This is a genomic window from Empedobacter falsenii (genome assembly GCF_013488205.1).
GTDB classification, from domain to species: Bacteria; Bacteroidota; Bacteroidia; order Flavobacteriales; family Weeksellaceae; genus Empedobacter; species Empedobacter falsenii_C.
Map to the genome: position 1 here is coordinate 249,674 of NZ_CP040908.1, position 19,099 is coordinate 268,772.

Here is a 19,099-nt window from a genome sequence, read left to right on the forward strand (position 1 = left end):
ATAAATAAAAAGCCTTTCCAATAAAAATATTAATTTTGTCGTAATGAAACTAATCGAAAATTTAGGGTCATACTTTATGCTTATGGGTAAAGTATTTAGCAAACCTCAAAAATTGAGCGTTTTCTGGAAATTGACCGTTAGAGAAATATATGATTTAGGTGTCAACTCTTTAGGGATTGTAACCTTTATCTCAACATTTATGGGTGCAGTTGTAGCAATACAAATGGCGAAAAACTTTCAGGGAGCGTCTATTCCTGTTCCAGATGCTTACATTGGTTATGCGACCAAAGTGGTTTTGGTGTTAGAGTTTGCCCCAACCATTATGTCGCTAATTTTAGTTGGTAAAGTAGGTTCGTACATCGCATCGAGTATCGGAACTATGCGTGTTACAGAACAAATTGACGCGTTAGATGTAATGGGGATCAATTCTGCAAACTTCTTGATTTTACCAAAAATTATCGCCTGTGTATTTTTCAATCCTTTATTGGTTATGATTTCTATCGGATTTGGATTATTAGGAGGTTACTACATTGGTGTTTTTACAAAACTATGGTCTGCAGCCGATTTTATTACAGGTTTACAAATGAATATGGCAACAAAATTGTTTGTCTATACATTCCTTAAAACAATGGTATTCGCGTTTGTTATCGCAACAATTCCGGCATATTATGGTTATAAAGTAAAAGGAGGTTCGTTAGAAGTTGGTCGTTCTGCAACAACAGCTGTTGTATGGACATCAGTAGCAATTATTGTGATCAATTTAATATTAACACAAACAATTTTGAGCTAATGATTGAGGTAAAAGATATCAGAAAATCATTTGATGCAGTAGAAGTACTGAAAGGTTTTTCTGTCACTTTCGAGAAAGGAAAAGTTAGTTTGATTATTGGTCAAAGTGGTTCTGGAAAAACTGTTTTTTTGAAAAATTTGATTGGATTATTAACACCAACTTCAGGTCAAATTTTGTACGAAGGAGATAATATGATCGAGTTTGATTACAAAGAAAAACAACGTTTACGTTCAGAAATTGGAGTAGTTTTCCAAGGTTCGGCTTTGTATGATACGATGAATATTGTAGAAAATGTAAAATTTCCATTGCAAATGTTTTCGGATATGTCAAATGCTGATGCCGAAAAACGTGCGCGTGAAGTGTTAGATCGTGTAGAAATAGCTCGTACAGCGCTTAAAAAATATCCGTCAGAAATATCTGGAGGAATGCAAAAACGTGTGGCGATTGCGCGCGCGATTGTAAATAATCCAAAATATTTATTTGCTGATGAACCAAACTCTGGTCTTGACCCGAAAACGGCGTTAGTTATCGACCAATTAATTTATGATATCACAAAAGAATACAACACAACAACCGTTGTAAATACACACGATATGAACTCGGTAATGGAAATTGGAGATCATATTGTTTTCTTAAAAAATGGTTTCTTGGAATGGGAAGGGACAAAAGAGGAGATTTTGGTGGCTGATAATCCAAATGTTATTGATTTTGTATATTCGTCAAATCTTTTCAAGAAACTAAGAGAAGCCTTATTAAAAGAACAATAATAAATCAATAAAAATAAAAATTCTATGAAAAAATTAATTTTAACTGCAATTGTAGGTTTAGCTGCAAATTTTGCAACAGCACAAAATATCAATTTTGGTATCAAAGGAGGAGCTGTTTTCAATACAGATAAAGGAAAAGTTTGGGAAGATGCTGGAAATATTTTCAAGAAAGATGGGAAAGCTTCTGCAGGGTTTCAAGCTGGTGCTTTAGCTCGTGTCTCTTTAGCAGGAATTTACATTCAACCAGAGTTATTGTATACGCAATTCAAAAATGAATATGATGTTGATGGACAAAAACTGAATGTAACTAAAAAACGTATGGATATTCCTGTAAATGTTGGAAAAAGATTTTTAGGAATCGGACATATTCAAGCTGGTCCAGTTTTCTCTTACTATTTTGATGATAAATTATCTGTAAAAGATTTTACAACTGCAAAACAAGACGAATTTAATGTCGGAATGCAAATTGGTGCAGGTGTAGAAGTTTCTAAATTATTATTCGATTTACGTTACGAATTTGGTCTAGGAAAAATCGGTTCTGAAATTGTAAACTCTGATGGCAGACAATTTCAAACAGAAAATCGTCCACAAATGTTAAACTTATCAGTAGCATATTTATTCTAAAAGGTTGTTTGTAAATAAATTTATTGGATATATTTGTTCCAAATTGTATTTTTGCAACCTCGTAAATTATTAAAATGGCAAAAAATAATAAAAAAGAAGAATTCGCTACAGAGCAATTCGTAGAAAAATTAGATAGAACAGCTTTCAACGTAGAGTTTTTTGTTGAAAAATATGCTAAAGCAATTGGTATTGGTTTAGGAGTAATTATTGTAGCTGTTTTAGGTTATTTTGCTTACTTAAAATTAGTCGTAGAACCTAAATCAGAAGACGCTTTCAAAGAAATGGTTCAAGCAGAACGTCTTTTTGATCAAGATTCTATTAACGTTGCTCTTAATGGTAGCGCAGGAAGTTTCCAAGGTTTACAACAAATTGTTGATGAATATGGAAATACTGATGCTGGTAATTTAGCACGTTTCAAAGCGGCAAGTTCTTATTATAAATTAGGAGATTACGCATCTGCGGTAAAATTATTAGAAGATTTTGACACAGATGACAATGTAATGTTGGCGCAAAAATATGGTATGTTAGGAAATGCATTAGTTGCTTCTAACAAATTAGAAGAAGGTTTACCTTACTATGTAAAAGCTGCTGAAGCGACAGAAGTTGAAACATTACAATCGACTTACTATACAAAAGCGGGTGAAATTGCGATGGAATTAGGTAAAAATGCTGATGCTTTAAAATATTTTCAAGCTTTAGAGGATAAATATCCAAATGCAAATAATGGTGAAACTGCGAAGTTTATTGAGCGTTTAAAATACGCTTCTGAAACTGCGAAATAATTCACTTCAAAAGATAATTACAAGCCGAACAAATTGTTCGGCTTTTTTTATTGATTCAAATCAAAGTTTATCCTAAATCATTTTTGTAATTTTACCATTCAAATTTTAAACAAAATGGCAACAGAAAATAAAAATTTATCTCAATATAATAAAGCAGAATTACCAAATGTAGCGGGCTCTAAGTTTGCAATCATTACATCTGAATGGAATAATCATATCACATTTAATTTACGAGATGGAGCAAAAGATACATTGATTGATTTGGGCGCAAATCCTGATGATGTTACATTATATGAAGTTCCTGGTAGTTTTGAGTTGATTTATGGAGCTGATAAAGTCGCGCAAGTTCATCCAGATTTGGACGGAATTATCGTTGTTGGATGTGTGATTCGTGGAGCAACAGCGCATTTTGATTATGTTTGTCAAGGTGTGACACAAGGAATCAAAGATTTGAATATCAAACACAATATGCCAATTATTTTTTGTGTTTTAACAGACGAAAATGAACAGCAATCAATTGATCGTTCTGGCGGAAAACATGGAAATAAAGGAGTTGAAGCTGGTGTAGCTGCGGTTATGATGGCGGATATGAAAAAGAAATTAGGTAAATAATTTTAGAATGATAGATTCAAAACTTTATCGATGCCAATAGCAGAAGATTTTAAATCAATTTATACGAAAAATTGGGAGATTTATTTTTCTCAATGTGATCCGACAGGTAAGATGAAATTGTCTGAAATGGCAAATCTTTTTCAATTAACTGCTTCAGAACACGCGATAAAAGGAGGTTTAGGTTTCTTTGATTTACAAGAATTTAATCAATCTTGGGTAATGAATCGACTTCGAATTGAGATTGATGAATTACCTTCTTGGACAGATTTTGTTGACGTGAAAACATGGATTGAAGTTTTGAAAGGTGCAAAATCTATTCGTGATTTTACAATCGAGAAAAATGGAAAAAAATTAATTGGAGCTTCAAGTTTGTGGGCGGTTTTCAATACAGAAAAACGTCGTCCTGATATTCTTCAAATTGATTCATCTCACATTGAACGTTTTCCTGATCTGAAACCAACGGAAGTCGAGAATTCGATTTTAAACATCGATTTTGAACCAACAGAAGTTATTCAATATAAAGTTCAGTTTTCTGATTTAGATATCGTAAAACACGCAAATAATACCAAATATTTGGATTGGTGCTTGAATACTATTGATCCTGAAATCATATTAAAACATCGTATCAAAGCGATTGATATGAATTTCTTGAAAGAATTAAGTTTACATGACAAAATAGAAATTCAGAAATTAGAAACTAAGAATTTAATTCAGTTTAAAGTTGTTAATCAAGAAAAAGTAAACTTCGTTTGTCGATTGGAGTTGAGGTAAAATACTTTGTATAATGCGATGTAGAAATGAGTTCAACATGACTTATGGATAATAAGTCAGAATGCAACGTAAGTGGAATGAAGAATCTCAGATTCCTCCTTTCGTCGGAATGACATTTACTTTATCAGAGTTTTGAAAACAATTATTCTGAGTTTATCAAAGAATCTAAAATTATTACAATAAAAAAAGGTTTCATATCGAAACCTTTTTTATCTATTTTTCTTTTGTCAAAACAAATTTAGCAGAATCGGCCGACTCTATTTTCTTCTGATTTTTATTTAACTGAGTAATTTTTCCTTCTTCAACCAAAAAAGCATTCGGAACATTGGCAATTTCAGGAAAAACAATTGTATTTCCATCTTCTTTAAACTGAAAAGTTCCAGTTGTCATAATAGCCATTTTATCTAACCCCAAACGTTTTGTAGAATAGACATATCCTTTGTTTGGTAATAATTTTATTTCCATTTCAACCTCTTTGCAATCTTTCTCATAACAAGGCAAAATTCCTTTGTAAGCTCCTTCGTATTGAATAGATTCTTCGGCAGTTTTTGCTTCAACTTTTACTGAATCTTCTACATTTTCTACATCATTTTTTACAGGTTCTGTTTCGCTTTTACAACTTGACACAACAAAAGCTGCGATTGTAAATGTGGCTAAAATTATTTTTTTCATTTTTTAGAATTTGATTTAAAGGTAAGTAAATTTTGAGCCAAAAAAAATCCTTCCGAATATTTTCAGAAGGATTTGTATAATGTTTTGTAATCTTATTCGATTAGAAAATTTCTTTCGCAGCAAAGTGGAAAGCAGCTTCAATAGCAGCATTTTCGTCAGAATCAGAACCGTGAACAGCGTTAGCATCGATAGATTCAGCATATTTAGCACGGATTGTACCTTCTGCAGCCTCAGCTGGGTTAGTAGCACCGATTAAAGTACGGAAATCAGCAACTGCGTTGTCTTTTTCTAAAACTGCAGCAACGATTGGTCCAGAAGTCATGAATTCTACTAAATCCTTGAAGAAAGGACGCTCTGCGTGGATAGCGTAAAATGCTTCAGCATCTTGTTTTGCTAATTGAGTCATTTTAGCCGCTTTAATTTTGAAACCAGCGTCAGTAATGTCTTTTAAAATATCTCCGATGTGTCCTTTTGCAACTGCATCAGGCTTAATCATTGTAAATGTAATGTTTGCCATTTTATTGAATTGTATTTATTACTTATTTTTTGAGGTGCAAAATTACAAAAATGATTCGAATGTTTTTGTTTTATAATTAAAATTTCTTATTTTAATAAAAATAGTTAATTGTTATTCATTTAAGATTGTTTCAATTCGATAATATTTCTTATTTTTAAGAGAAATCTAAAACTTATGAATACAAATGATCTTTCCACATTTCATCATAAAACAAAACTCAAAAAGGTTGGTGATAAATATTTTCTACCTTTCGAAATTTGGAATTATTTAGATTTTGGGCTGATGTTTGCACTTGTTTTATTCTTTATTTATGCATCAAGTGAAATGAATATTGTTTTTATTTCAATGATTTTAATTTTTGGAATCCGAATAATAACGACAATTAAAGACAGATTTTTTGTAGAAATTAAAACATCAAAATCGTTGAGTGAGAATATTAATTTAATCAATGAATTAGCACAGCGTCAACATAATTTTACGCAATCATTGGACGAAGAAGGTTTGTTTCTTTTTGAATATTCGGAACGAAATATTTTTTACAAATACAATTACCGAAGAAGAGATTATATCGAAACAGTTGTGATTTACTGTGAAGACAATTCGATTTGGGTGAACTCTTTTAATCAACGTTATTTCGGAATTTTTAGACGATATAATCTAAAACAATGGATAAAATTGATCCAATTAAAAAGCGAGAATTAATCTCGCTTTTTAATTTTAATATCTTTCGATTAAATCGTTTCCTATTTCGTTGATAGAATCATCAGTTTCTTTTGGGTTTGGTCCCCATTGATTAGAACCTGGTTGACTATCCATAATAAAAAATATTAATAAAATAAGATTTCCTCCAGGTATAAAAGTTAATAAATAGAACCATCCACTTTTTCCTGTGTCATGCAATCTTCTACTTATTAAAGCTAATCTTGGTATAAGAGTTATAAAAAAAAATAAAACTATTATTCCTCCAATAGTATATGAAACTATGTCTGATATATTTATAAATTTAAATAAACAAATGAAAGATATTATAAAAAATATAGTATTAATTAAAGTTGTATACCAAAATTCGCTTCTGCGGGCTCTTCCCGAGAAATTGGCGTAATTGTCAAACATTACTCGTTTGTATATTTCAATCATAGATTAAGTTGTTAAATTATGTTAAAAATATTAAAATAAATTTTATTACGTAACTCTTAATCTGCTTTTAAACGTTTAGTTTTGAACATTTCTGGCTTATAATTAATAATAAAAACACCAAGAATAATTAGAATAGTAGCGACGATAAACTTTGATGAAATTTGTTCGTCTAATATTAACCAACCCAAAATTATTGCAATAATCGTATTGAAATAAGAAAGAATAGAAACTTGTATTGGAGAAATTTTGGTCAACGCATAATGAAATGAAAAAAACGTAATCACAGAACCAAAAACAGCTAAATAAAGCATGGCAGAAATACTTTTTGTACTCCAATTTTCGAAATTATAATTTTTAGTAAAAGCGAATGCAAAAATAATTTGAACAATTCCAGCAAATATAAATTGGTAAAAAAGATTGAGAGAAATATTTTTAGATTGAATATTCATTTTCTTGGTGAAAATAGTTCCTGTTGCCCAACCTGTAATCGCACAAAAAAGTAAAATAATTCCAGTTCTATATGCTAGATTTGCTAATTCTTGATTTCCCTACCAAAAAATAAATATTCCACCCCCAAAATAAAGTAAAACACCTAATAATCCACGCTAACTGAATTTTTGTAAGCCAATAAAAATACTTCCTAAAAAAACGAGAATAGGTGAGGTTGCACTAATTAATGCAGCTAAAATACTCGATAAGTTTTCTTCTGCAGCAGTAGTTAATCCATTTGCCATTATCAGCATTAATGAAGCGAGATAAGTTGATAAGAAAGGTTTTTCCAGACAATCTATTTTAATTCCTTTTTAGATAGTAAAATAATTAGCATAATTAGTCCTGCCAAAAATTGACGAATTTCAGCAACAAACCAACTAGGAATAGTTTCTACAGCTATACGAATTCCGAGGAAAGTTGTTCCCCAAACAATTGCAACTATACTAACGGCAATCAATAATTTGATCTCTTTCAAGATAAAAAAGTTAAAAGTGTTAATTCTAAAATAGAATTATAAAAATAAAAAAAAAGCGACTTGATAAACCAAGTCGCTTTTAAAGTATTATAATAGAGATTTATTATTTAACAAAATCCTCTGCTTGTTTTAGTGCAGCATCTAATCCAGAAACCTCTTTACCACCTGCTGTAGCTAAGAAAGGTTGTCCACCTCCGCCACCGTTGATGTGTTTTGCAATTTCTTTTACAATTTGTCCTGCGTTATAACCTTTTTCATCTACAAGGTTTTTTGCGATAGAAATTGTAATCGATGGTTTTACGGCATCATTCGTACCAACAACGATAAATGCATTTTCGATTTCTTTTGTTAAATCAATTGCATTTTGTTTTGCGGCATTTGTATCTAAATTCGTTTTAACCGCTAAGAAATTAACACCATTAATCTCTTTAATCGCAGCTTTCCAAGTCGCTTTCTCAGCAGCAGCTTGTTGCGCAACAAAAGACTCTAATTGCTTTTTCAATTCTGCATTTTCATCTAATAAATGTTGAACCGCTTTTACCGCATCATTTTTCGTTTTAAGTGCAGCTAAAACATCATTGTAATTTTTCTCAGCATCTTTGTATGCTTCGATTGCTTTGTTTGATGTAATTGCTTCGATACGACGAATACCAGCAGCAGTAGAAGATTCAGATAAAATTCTGAACAAACGAATATCTGCTGTGTTTTTTACGTGCGTACCACCACATAATTCGATTGAAGATCCGAAACGAATGACACGAACTTTATCACCATATTTTTCACCAAATAGAGCCATAGCTCCATCAGCAATAGCTTCGTTGATATCACAATCTCTTTTTTCGATTAATGGTAAAGCTTCTGCAATTTTATCGTTTACTTTTTGCTCAACAATAGCCAATTCTTCATCTGTCATTTTAGAGAAATGAGAAAAGTCAAAACGTAAATAATCGTCTCCAACATACGAACCTTTTTGTTCTACGTGCGTTCCTAAAACTTCGCGTAAAGCTTCGTGCATTAAGTGTGTTGCAGAGTGATTTTTCGTTGTCTCGTTACGTTTTTCTGTGTCAACTTTTGCATTGAATGTAGCGTTTACATTTTCTGGTAAAGTTTCAACAAAATGAATTACTAAGTTGTTTTCTTTTTTCGTGTCAACAACTTCAATTGTTTCATTCAATGTAGAAATTGATCCTGTATCACCAATTTGTCCTCCAGATTCTGCATAGAATGGCGTTTGGTTGAATACTAATTGGAAAAATTCTCCTTTTTTATTTTTTACTTTTCTGTAACGTGTAATTTTTACTTCAGCTTCTGTGTTATCATAAGCGATAGAAATTTCGTTTCCTTTATCATCTAAAATAACCCAGTCATCCGTCACCAAAGCAGTTGCTTTTTTAGAACGTTCTTTTTGTTTCGCCATTTCAGCCTCAAAACCAGCTTCGTCAATTGTGAAACCGTGATCTTCTGCTACAATACGAGATAAATCTGCGGGGAAACCAAATGTGTCATATAATTCGAAAACCACATCACCAGGAACAACTTTAGAATTTCCTAATTGCTCAATGATTTGATTTAATCGATTTAATCCTTGTTCAATTGTACGTAAGAAAGATGCTTCTTCTTCGCGAATAACGCCAGTTACAATTGTTTCTTGTTTCACTAATTCTGGGAAGAAATCACCCATTTCAGCTTTCAAGATTGGATATAATTTATAGATAAAAGGTTCTTTAAGACCTAAGAAACGATATCCATAAGAAATTGCACGACGTAAAATACGACGAATTACATATCCTGCTCCTGTGTTTGATGGTAATTGTCCGTCTGCAATTGCAAAAGAAACGGCGCGTAAATGGTCAACTACAACACGTATAGCGATATCTGTTTTTTCTGCTGTTCCGTATTTTACACCAGAAATTTCTTCTAATTTATTGATTGTTGGTTGAAAAACATCTGTATCATAATTAGATGATTTTCCTTGTAAAACCATTGCCAAACGCTCAAATCCCATACCTGTATCGATGTGGCGCGCTGGTAAAGATTCTAAAGAACCATCCGCTTTACGTTGATATTGCATAAATACCAAGTTCCAAATTTCGATAACTTGTGGATGATCCATATTAACTAATGTTTTACCATCAACAGCTAAACGATCAGCTTCTGGACGAATATCTACGTGAATTTCAGAACATGGTCCACATGGTCCAATATCACCCATTTCCCAGAAATTATCTTTTTTATTTCCGTAAAGAATTCTGTCTTCAGCAATATGTTGTTTCCAAAGTTCTAATGCTTCTTCATCTAATGATGTTCCGTCACCTTTATCACCTTCAAAAACGGTTACATAAATTTGATCTTTAGAGATTCCGTATTTTTCTGTTAGTAATTCCCACGCCCAAGCGATTGCTTCTTTTTTGAAATAATCACCAAAAGACCAGTTTCCTAACATTTCGAACATCGTGTGGTGGTAAGTATCTTTTCCTACATCATCCAAATCATTATGTTTACCAGAAACACGAAGACATTTTTGTGTATCCGCGATACGATTACTTTTTGGAGTTCCGTTTCCTAAAAAATATTCTTTGAATTGTGCCATCCCCGAATTATTGAACATTAATGTCGGATCGTCTTTCAAAACAATCGGCGCTGAGTCTACTATTAAGTGGCCTTTTGTCTCAAAAAAATGCAGAAATTCTTTTCTTATATCTTTGGATTTCATTTAATTAAATTATTTTTATCATTTGATTAACAAGTTTACTCGTACAATATTCGTTACTTTGCAAACGTTTTACAAAGATAATAAAAGGTTGGTTAAGTAATGGAAAATAAAAACTATAAGTATAATTCTGTGAAATTTTTGATGAGTTGGGCGAAGAAAAGAGTCCAAAAAACTCCTAAAACAGCATTATACGTATTACTATTTTTATGTCTATCGACAATATCTGCTGGAATGATAGGATATCATTTTAATGATTCTGAATACGCATCGAGAGCAGGAAAATTCAAAGACGACAAAAGCAAATTATTGGCTGAGTTGGAAAGAATGGAAAATGAAAATCAGCAATTACATAAAAAATTCAAAGAAGTTGAAGAGGCTTTGACAGAAATCGAAGAAAAAGATCGCAATATTTATCGTACAATTTATGATATGCGTGTAAATGAAAACATCGATTCTGTAAATAAAGAAATTGATAATTATACAGCAGAAGATATTGAGAAATTAATCGATAAAATTGAAATTGAATCAAAATCGTTGGACGAAGTGTTTCGTTCGGCTGGTGTAAAAGATGCGAATTTATCATCAATGCCAGTTCTAAAACCTGTTGCAGATAAATATGTAAGCAGATTAGCTTCTGGTTATGGATCTCGTTTTCACCCGATTTTGAAAGTGAATAAAATGCACAAAGGTTTAGATTTTGCTGCTTCTACAGGAACACCAATTTATGCAACTGGAGATGGTTCTGTAAAAGTTTCTGAATTTAATTCGGGTTACGGAAATATGGTGGTTTTGAAACACGGAAATGGTTACGAAAGTTTGTATGCTCACATGTCTCGTGCTAAAGTTCGTAGCGGACAAAAAGTGAAAAGAGGTGATGTAATTGGTTATGTTGGGACGACAGGATTGTCGACAGGAGCACATTTACATTACGAAATTCACAAGAATGGAGAACCAGTAGATCCGATTATGTATTTCTACAATGATGTAGATCCAGACGATTTCATTAAAATTTATCAAAACTCTAAAAAATTGTCATTATCTTTGGATTAAACGCTGATAATGAACGTAGACCTGCCTGATAAACTATATTACTCGATTGGCGAAGTTGCCAAAGCCTTTGATGTAAATGCATCGTTGATTCGATTTTGGGAAAAAGAATTTGAAATTATTCAACCCAAAAAGAATAAAAAAGGAAATCGATTATTTACCAAAAATGATATTGATTGTTTCAAGAATATCTATTATTTGGTAAAAATAAAAGGCTATACGTTAGAAGGTGCAAAACAAGCGATTGGTAAAAAAGGAATTGCGACAACAACAGATGAAATAGATGTTGTGAAGCGATTAGAAAATATAAAAGATGAACTCATCAAACTTAAAATGAGTTTTGAGTCGGAAGAAATTTTAGAAAAAGATGAACTGAATTAAGTTCATCTTTTTTGGTTATAAAACTTTTGTTTCAATAAATTTAAAGCCAATTGCAAGTATAAAACTTATAATGATTAGAATCCAGTTTGGTTTTAGTTTAGTTTTTAATTCAAATAGTTTCGAAAAAATTTCAATCACTCTTTCTTTGTCAATAATTAAGATAACAAAGACTAAAACTTGATAAAAAATAGAAGAATTTAGCGCAACAATTTCATAGAAATAATCTTGTAGAATAATATTGATTAAAATTGTAGTTAATAACAAGCATGCAAAAATTCTTGTCCTTCTAAAAAGTAATGTGATTGCACCAATCACTTCAAAAATTCCGATGATTATTGGATACCCTTTGGTAAAACTATAAAAATTCCACATCAATCGATGACCTTCAGAAAGATGATTATTAATGCTGTTATCCATATTTGTGAATTGAGTAGGTTTTACAATTCCATACACAAACATTGATATTGAAACCGTAAATATTGCTGACCAATAAAGTATATAGATTAGTTTTTGTTTCATTTATTTTTTAAAATTATTTAGAATAATCATTACAATTTTTATAATTAATACAATAATAGTGATTGGAAGTAAGAAGAGTAAAATGGAGTATAAACTCCAAAAATCATTTAAAATTTTAAAATATTGTAAAAAAAATAAGCTAATCAAGTAAAGCCAGAATAAAAAAACTAAAATGAGAAGGTTATTTATTTTGAATATTTTTCGTTCAACGAAATAAAAAGTCAAAATAATCAAAAGTGGTATTGCAATAGTATAAACGTAAAACATATTTTAGGTTAATAGTTGGTTATAAGCTACGATGAACTCTTCCAATTGTTGTAAAGTTACTTTATCAATAATTTTTCCTTCCGAATTTACTTTTCCTTTAACACCTTGAATGAGTAAAGTTGTTTCATTATTGAAGTTTGTCATCAACGTTTTCATTATCAATTGCAATTCTTCATGTCCTTTTTCTCCATTTGCAGACGCAGTGATAATTCCTAAAGGTTTTCCATCAAAAATGGTTGTAGAAACGCACCATTCTAATACATTTTTTAATCCACTCGGAATACTAAAAATATATTCGGGCGTACAAATAATTATTCCATCAGCTTTTTCTATTTCAGTTCTAAAACCAAGTATTTCTTGCGGCGTATTTTCGATAGAACGTTCTGGATCAAAATGAGGAAGAGTTTTTAATTCATCAAAAACAGTACATTTGAAATATTGAGATGTAGAAGAAATAAAATTTTCTATGATTTTTTGATTAGATGAATTTTCGCTTGTGCTTCCATTAATGATGAAAATATTTTTCATTTTCGTTGATTTGAACATCTAAAATAGATAATTATTCTTAACTTATCTTAAGAAAATCTTCTGCTAAGATTTCGTAAATTTACAGATTCAAACGAAAACTCAATGTACTTAATATACGATACAGAGACAACTGGTCTTCCGAAAGATTGGAATGCGCCGATTTCTGACTCCGACAACTGGCCGCGTTGTATACAAATCGCTTGGCAATTGCACGATGAAATGGGGCAAATTATTGAACATCAAGATTATTTGGTGCGTCCAGATGGTTTTGATATTCCGTATGATTCTGAACGTATTCACGGAATTTCAACTGATTTAGCAACCGAAAAAGGTGTTCCATTAAAAGAAGTTTTAGATAAATTCAACGAAGCTTTAGGTAAAGCTAAATTTATTGTTGGACAAAATTTAGGTTTCGATATTAACATTATGGGAGCCGAATTTTATCGTCTGAATTATGAAAATAATTTAGCCGAAAAACCTGTTTTGGATACCTGTACCGAGGTGACTGCTGAGTTATTGAAACTTCCTGGAGGTCGTGGAGGTCGTTACAAATTACCAACGTTAACGGAATTGCATCAATATCTTTTTGGTGTTTCGTTTGGCGAAGCGCATAACGCAACTGCCGATGTGGAGGCAACTACGCGTTGTTTTTTCGAGTTGATTCGTAAAGGTATTTTTACAAAAAACGAGTTAGAAGTTGAAGATGAATATTTTGTTCGATTTAATGCAATTAATGAAACAAATATTCAGCCAGTTGGACTAAATCACGTAAATCTTAAAAAAGCTTCACAAGAAATTGCGAAAATTAAAGCCAAAGAAGATGGAGGAGATGAGGTTATTGATATTTCGGAAGAAGTTTTAGCACAATTCGAGAAAGCAAAATTTGCACATTTACATAATCACACACAATTTTCAATTCTTCAATCGACTATTTCTGTAAACGATTTGGTGAGTGCTGCGGCAAAAAATAAAATGACTGCAGTTGCAATTACCGATCATGGAAATATGATGGGAGCTTTTCATTTTAATGCAGAAGTACAAAATCATAATAAAGCTGCAAAAGTAAAGAATGAAGAGTTAATTGCTGACGGAGCAGAACCAACGGAAGTTATCTTAAAACCTATTATTGGTTCCGAATTCTTTGTTTGTGAAAATCATTTAGACAAAACAAAAAAGGATAATGGCTATCAAATTGTAATTTTTGCAAAGAACAAAAATGGTTATCATCATTTAGCAAAAATGGCATCGAAGGCTTATACTGATGGGTTTTACTACGTGCCTCGAATTGATAAAGCGATTATTGAAGAATATAAAGAAGATTTAATTGTTTTGTCTGGAAACTTACAAGGTGAAGTTCCAAACAAAATTTTGAATCTTGGTGAAAAGCAAGCCGAAGAAGCTTTACTTTGGTGGAAAGAGCAGTTTGGTGATGATTTTTACATCGAATTGATGCGCCACGGACAAGAAGATGAAGATCGTGTTAATCAGACTTTGCTTGCGTTTGCGCGTAAACACAATGTAAAAGTTGTTGCGACAAATAATACGTATTATATCAATCAAGACGATTCGAATGCACACGATATTTTGTTGTGTGTGCGCGATGCAGAAAAACAATCAACGCCAATTGGTCGTGGTCGTGGATTCCGTTTTGGTTTGCCAAATCAAGAATATTATTTTAAGTCGGAAGCAGAAATGAAACAATTGTTTCAAGACATTCCCGAAGCAATTATTAATATTCAAGAAATTGTTGATAAAATAGAAGAATACACGCTTTATCGAGATGTATTACTTCCAAAATTTGATATTCCCGAAGAATTTCATCACGCAGAAGATGATGAAGATGGAGGGAAAAGAGGTGAGAATGCTTATTTAAAACATTTAACCTACGAAGGTGCAAAAATTCGTTATCCAGAATTGACAGACGAAATTAAAGAACGTTTGGATTTCGAATTAGCCACAATTGAAAAAACAGGTTATCCTGGTTATTTCTTGATTGTACAAGATTTTATTGCTGCGGCGCGTAAAATGGGCGTATCGGTTGGTCCAGGTCGTGGTTCGGCGGCAGGATCAGCAGTTGCTTATTGTTTATGGATTACCAATTTAGATCCAATTCAGTACGATTTACTTTTTGAGCGATTCCTAAATCCTGATCGTGTATCTATGCCCGATATCGATATCGACTTTGATGACGAAGGTCGATCGTTGGTAATGGATTATGTGATTGATAAATATGGAGCAAATCAAGTAGCGCAAATCATCACTTATGGTACAATGGCGGCGAAATCTTCGATTAAAGATACGGCGCGTGTATTGGATTTACCATTGTTTGATGCGAACCGTGTTGCAGGTTTGATTCCGAATATGAAGTTATCTAAAATCTTCAATTTAGATGAAGCTGCATTAAAAGGAGCCTTAAAACCAGAAGAGTTTGATGCTGTAAGCGAATTAAAACGTTTATCGAATGGAGACGATTTAGCTGCGGAAACTATTCAGCAAGCAAAAATCTTAGAAGGTTCTGTTCGTAACACGGGAATTCACGCGTGTGGGGTAATTATTACGCCAGATGATATTACGAATTTCGTACCTGTAACAACAGCTAAAGATTCAGATTTATATGTAACGCAGTTTGATAACTCGGTTACAGAAAGTGCCGGATTATTGAAGATGGACTTTTTGGGGTTGAAAACCTTAACCTTGATTAAAGATACCATCAAATTAGTAAAAGCGAGAACAGGAATCGAAATCAATCCGGATGAAATTCCGATTGACGACGAAAAAACATATGAGCTTTTCCAGCGTGGCGAAACGGTTGGGGTTTTCCAATACGAGTCACCCGGAATGCAAAAATACATGAAGGATTTACGTCCGACAGTTTTCGCGGATTTAATTGCCATGAATGCCCTTTATCGTCCTGGGCCTATCGAATATATTCCGTCGTTTGTTCGCCGTAAAAATGGTGAAGAACCAATTCAGTACGATTTGGATGCGATGGAAGAATATTTATCAGAAACCTACGGAATTACGGTTTATCAGGAGCAAGTAATGTTGCTTTCGCAAAAATTAGCAGGTTTCTCGAAAGGTGATGCCGACGTTTTGCGTAAAGCAATGGGGAAAAAGCAAAAAGCTGTCTTGGATAAAATGAAACCAAAATTTGTTGCGCAAGCTTCAGAAAAAGGGCATGATCCTAAGATTTTAGAAAAAGTTTGGACAGACTGGGAAGCCTTTGCATCCTATGCCTTCAATAAATCGCACTCGACGTGTTATGCATGGGTAGCGTATCAAACAGCTTATCTGAAAGCACATTATCCAGCAGAATATATGGCGGCTGTTCTTTCAAATAATATGAATGATATCAAGCAAGTGACCTTCTTTATGGAAGAGTGTAAGCGAATGGGATTGGCGGTTCTTGGTCCAGATATCAATGAATCGATTACGAAGTTTAACGTAAACGAAAATTATGAAATTCGTTTTGGAATGGGTGCTGTAAAAGGAGTTGGACATGCTGCGGTAAATTCAATTATATCAGAACGAGAAGAAAATGGACCTTTCAAAGATATTTACGATTTTGTGAAACGTGTCGAATTAAGAACGGTGAACAAAAAAACAATCGAAAATTTAGTTTTGGCTGGAGGTTTTGATTCGTTCGAATTTCATCGTGGACGTTATTTCTTTATCGATAATACAACGACGAATTTGGAGAAATTAATCAAATATGGAGGAAATTATCAGGAGCAAAAAAACTCTTCTCAAACTTCTTTATTTGGTGATTTCGGAGGAGATTCTGTTGTAGAAGATGTGGTTCCGATGTTGCCAGATTGTGAGAAATGGAATATGTTACAACGTTTGTCGAAGGAGAAAGAAGTTGTTGGAATTTATATTTCTTCGCATCCTTTGGATGATTTCAAACATGAGTTGAAAATGGCTTCAAATTGTAGTATTTCTGATATCAATGCGAATGAAGATAATTTTGTCAACAAAGAAGTTTCGATTTGTGGAATGATGTCAAATATTCAACATAGAATTGCCAAAAATGGAAACGAATTTGGTATTTTTACGTTTAGCGATTATACAGATTCGATGGATATCATGGTTTTTGGGAGCGATTATATGAAGTATAGACACTTTATGCAAGAAAATATGTTCTTGAATTTGAAATTGAATATCTCGAAAAAAGAATTCAAAGACAAAGAAGGAAATGTAACACAAGGTCGTGTGTATAAAAACATCACAAATATTTTGTTGTTGAATGAAATTGTGGAAAAGCAAGCCGAAAAAATGACGGTGAAGATTGAAGTTCCAGAATTTTCGGAAGAAACATTTAGCAAATTATCAGATATTATGTTCAAATATCAAGGAGATAAATTATTAAAAATTCAATTAATTGATCCAAAAGATTATTTGAACAATTTGGATTTACCAGCAAGTAAAATCAAAATTAACATTTGTCGAGATTTGTTGAAAGAATTAGATGAATTGCAGGAAATTACATTCAAACTGAATTAATTATTCGTTTCATCTATTCAATAATTGATAGATAATATGAACGAAATTTTTCAAGAATAAAATTTTATGTAGATTTGTAAACTTAAGATTAGATAAAAAAATATAAGATTATGGCATTAGAAGTAACAGACGCATCATTTGCATCAGATATTATAGAGTCAGGAAAACCAGCAATGGTTGATTTTTGGGCTGTTTGGTGTGGTCCTTGTAGAATGGTTGGTCCAGTTGTGGAAGAGCTTGCTACAGAATATCAAGGAAAAGCAGTTATTGGTAAAGTTGATGTAGACACAAACCAAGAAGTTGCTGCGAAATATGGAATCCGCAACATTCCTACAATTTTATTCTTCAAAGACGGAGAAGTAGTAGACAAAGTTGTAGGAGTTGTTCCAAAAGAGCAATTAGTAGAAAAATTAAACGCGATTTTATAATAAATTAAATCGCTGATTTTGAAATAAAAGAATCTCGGATGCAAAATTTCCGAGATTTTTTTTGAAAAAAGTTTAGGTTTTATCAGAAAACCGCCTATATTTGCAATCCGAAATCGATACAGATTTTGATCCGGTAGTTCAGTTGGTTAGAATACTTGCCTGTCACGCAAGTGGTCGCGGGTTCGAGTCCCGTCCGGATCGCAAAAAGTTCGTTCTTTTACACAATATATTTTTTATAATTTCTGATCCGGTAGTTCAGTTGGTTAGAATACTTGCCTGTCACGCAAGTGGTCGCGGGTTCGAGTCCCGTCCGGATCGCAATTTTTTATAAAAATTCATAAAAAATATATCAATTTATAATTTTCTGATCCGGTAGTTCAGTTGGTTAGAATACTTGCCTGTCACGCAAGTGGTCGCGGGTTCGAGTCCCGTCCGGATCGCATCTATTTCTTTTTCTATTTTAGTGCGATCGAAAATTATAAATAAAAAAAACAGACTGATCCGGTAGTTCAGTTGGTTAGAATACTTGCCTGTCACGCAAGTGGTCGCGGGTTCGAGTCCCGTCCGGATCGCCAACTTTTATAAGCTTCACTTATTGTGAAGCTTTTTTTTGCTCCAAACTTTCCTAAATTCTACTTTTGCATAACGCATAACGCATAACAATGAATTATATTTATTTGGTGAACGCCTTGGTTACAGATGAAATAGGTAGAATGTTAGCTGTCCGAAAAAAGAAATCGAAATTTTTTCAGATGGTTGGAGGAAAACGAGAGCAAGATGAAGAATTATTAACAACGCTTCGACGCGAATTTTTAGAAGAGATTAATGTTGATATTCTACAGAACGATGTTTCATTTTTAGGACAACATACTTCTATTGCCGTTAACGAAGCGAATACTGAAGTTCATGCAAATGTGTTTCATGTTAAATTAAAATCATTAGAAACGCTTAAAATCGCTTCTGAGATAGAAGAAATGGTGTGGATAACGAAAGAAAATTACAAAGAATTTCAATTGGCTCATTTATTAGAAGAATTCAGTTTACCAATTTGGTTAGAAATGGAATTTTAAGCAA

18 protein-coding genes, 4 tRNA genes and 1 pseudogene are annotated in these 19,099 nt (G+C 32.6%); 16 read left to right on the top strand and 7 right to left on the bottom strand.

What is annotated here, in order from left to right; translation table 11 throughout:
• Positions 1–43 precede the first annotated feature (43 nt).
• The 6 genes from FH779_RS01200 (at position 44) to FH779_RS01225 (ending at position 4,346) form a co-directional block, all read left to right on the top strand.
• Positions 44–790, top strand: coding sequence for an MlaE family ABC transporter permease (locus tag FH779_RS01200; RefSeq protein WP_038330976.1), 747 nt, complete (start codon positions 44–46; stop codon positions 788–790).
• Positions 790–1,557, top strand: a complete 768-nt coding sequence (locus tag FH779_RS01205) for an ABC transporter ATP-binding protein (protein ID WP_114998788.1) — start codon at positions 790–792, stop codon at positions 1,555–1,557. The genes FH779_RS01200 and FH779_RS01205 overlap by 1 nt, the downstream gene beginning before the upstream one ends.
• A 24-nt stretch (positions 1,558–1,581) precedes the next feature.
• Positions 1,582–2,181, top strand: coding sequence for a porin family protein (locus FH779_RS01210; protein ID WP_180905772.1), 600 nt, complete (start codon positions 1,582–1,584; stop codon positions 2,179–2,181).
• A gap of 74 nt (positions 2,182–2,255) precedes the next feature.
• Positions 2,256–2,963: a tetratricopeptide repeat protein gene (locus tag FH779_RS01215; protein ID WP_125349548.1), complete on the top strand. Its 708-nt coding sequence runs from the start codon at positions 2,256–2,258 to the stop codon at positions 2,961–2,963.
• Positions 2,964–3,077: 114 nt separating this feature from the next.
• Positions 3,078–3,575 carry a 6,7-dimethyl-8-ribityllumazine synthase gene (gene ribH / locus FH779_RS01220; protein WP_180905773.1) on the top strand — a complete coding sequence of 166 codons (498 nt, stop codon included), beginning with the start codon at positions 3,078–3,080 and terminating at the stop codon, positions 3,573–3,575.
• 30 nt (positions 3,576–3,605) lie between these two features.
• Entirely contained in the window at positions 3,606–4,346 is a 741-nt protein-coding gene (locus FH779_RS01225) for an acyl-[acyl-carrier-protein] thioesterase (protein WP_180905774.1), read from the top strand.
• A 213-nt stretch (positions 4,347–4,559) separates the two neighbouring features.
• Here FH779_RS01225 and FH779_RS01230 read toward each other — a convergent pair whose 3' ends face one another.
• Positions 4,560–5,018 carry a copper resistance protein NlpE N-terminal domain-containing protein gene (locus FH779_RS01230; RefSeq protein WP_180905775.1) on the bottom strand — a complete coding sequence of 153 codons (459 nt, stop codon included), beginning with the start codon at positions 5,016–5,018 and terminating at the stop codon, positions 4,560–4,562.
• A gap of 100 nt (positions 5,019–5,118) precedes the next feature.
• Positions 5,119–5,535: a nucleoside-diphosphate kinase gene (locus tag FH779_RS01235; protein WP_038330990.1), complete on the bottom strand. Its 417-nt coding sequence runs from the start codon at positions 5,533–5,535 to the stop codon at positions 5,119–5,121.
• Positions 5,536–5,709: 174 nt separating this feature from the next.
• Here FH779_RS01235 and FH779_RS01240 point away from each other — a divergent pair, with 174 nt between their 5' ends.
• Positions 5,710–6,237: a hypothetical protein gene (locus FH779_RS01240; RefSeq protein ID WP_180905776.1), complete on the top strand. Its 528-nt coding sequence runs from the start codon at positions 5,710–5,712 to the stop codon at positions 6,235–6,237.
• Between the two features lie 15 nt (positions 6,238–6,252).
• Here the strand turns inward: FH779_RS01240 and FH779_RS01245 are convergent, their stop codons facing one another.
• From FH779_RS01245 to alaS, 3 genes and pseudogenes are all read right to left on the bottom strand, one after another.
• Positions 6,253–6,672, bottom strand: coding sequence for a DUF805 domain-containing protein (locus tag FH779_RS01245; RefSeq protein WP_180905777.1), 420 nt, complete (start codon positions 6,670–6,672; stop codon positions 6,253–6,255).
• A gap of 56 nt (positions 6,673–6,728) precedes the next feature.
• Positions 6,729–7,639 (bottom strand): annotated as a pseudogene (locus tag FH779_RS01250) (DMT family transporter).
• Positions 7,640–7,742: 103 nt separating this feature from the next.
• Positions 7,743–10,352: an alanine--tRNA ligase gene (gene alaS, locus FH779_RS01255; protein ID WP_180905778.1), complete on the bottom strand. Its 2,610-nt coding sequence runs from the start codon at positions 10,350–10,352 to the stop codon at positions 7,743–7,745.
• Between the two features lie 99 nt (positions 10,353–10,451).
• Between alaS and FH779_RS01260 the strand changes: the two genes are divergently transcribed.
• Positions 10,452–11,402: a M23 family metallopeptidase gene (locus tag FH779_RS01260; RefSeq protein ID WP_038330999.1), complete on the top strand. Its 951-nt coding sequence runs from the start codon at positions 10,452–10,454 to the stop codon at positions 11,400–11,402.
• A gap of 9 nt (positions 11,403–11,411) precedes the next feature.
• Positions 11,412–11,780: a MerR family transcriptional regulator gene (locus tag FH779_RS01265; protein WP_038331000.1), complete on the top strand. Its 369-nt coding sequence runs from the start codon at positions 11,412–11,414 to the stop codon at positions 11,778–11,780.
• A gap of 15 nt (positions 11,781–11,795) precedes the next feature.
• Here FH779_RS01265 and FH779_RS01270 read toward each other — a convergent pair whose 3' ends face one another.
• Together FH779_RS01270 and FH779_RS01275 are read right to left on the bottom strand one after the other, a co-directional pair.
• Complete coding sequence (locus tag FH779_RS01270) at positions 11,796–12,299, bottom strand: hypothetical protein (RefSeq protein WP_038331001.1); 504 nt, start codon at positions 12,297–12,299, stop codon at positions 11,796–11,798.
• Positions 12,300–12,569: 270 nt separating this feature from the next.
• The gene (locus tag FH779_RS01275) at positions 12,570–13,094 is read right to left on the bottom strand and encodes an NADPH-dependent FMN reductase (RefSeq protein WP_115001941.1); all 525 of its coding nucleotides are present in this window, start codon (positions 13,092–13,094) and stop codon (positions 12,570–12,572) included.
• A gap of 102 nt (positions 13,095–13,196) precedes the next feature.
• On the opposite strand from FH779_RS01275, the gene dnaE reads away from it, so the two are divergent.
• The 7 genes from dnaE (at position 13,197) to FH779_RS01310 (ending at position 19,095) form a co-directional block, all read left to right on the top strand.
• A complete protein-coding gene (gene dnaE, locus FH779_RS01280; RefSeq protein WP_180905779.1) occupies positions 13,197–17,597 on the top strand; it encodes a DNA polymerase III subunit alpha in 4,401 nt (1,466 codons plus the stop codon).
• Positions 17,598–17,707: 110 nt separating this feature from the next.
• A complete protein-coding gene (gene trxA, locus FH779_RS01285; protein WP_038331009.1) occupies positions 17,708–18,025 on the top strand; it encodes a thioredoxin in 318 nt (105 codons plus the stop codon).
• A gap of 127 nt (positions 18,026–18,152) precedes the next feature.
• Positions 18,153–18,226, top strand: a tRNA-Asp gene (locus FH779_RS01290).
• 43 nt (positions 18,227–18,269) lie between these two features.
• Positions 18,270–18,343: transfer RNA gene (locus FH779_RS01295), tRNA-Asp, on the top strand.
• Between the two features lie 48 nt (positions 18,344–18,391).
• Positions 18,392–18,465, top strand: a tRNA-Asp gene (locus FH779_RS01300).
• Positions 18,466–18,523: 58 nt separating this feature from the next.
• Positions 18,524–18,600, top strand: a tRNA-Asp gene (locus FH779_RS01305).
• An 87-nt stretch (positions 18,601–18,687) separates the two neighbouring features.
• The gene (locus tag FH779_RS01310) at positions 18,688–19,095 is read left to right on the top strand and encodes an NUDIX hydrolase (RefSeq protein WP_180905780.1); all 408 of its coding nucleotides are present in this window, start codon (positions 18,688–18,690) and stop codon (positions 19,093–19,095) included.
• Positions 19,096–19,099: the final 4 nt, after the last annotated feature.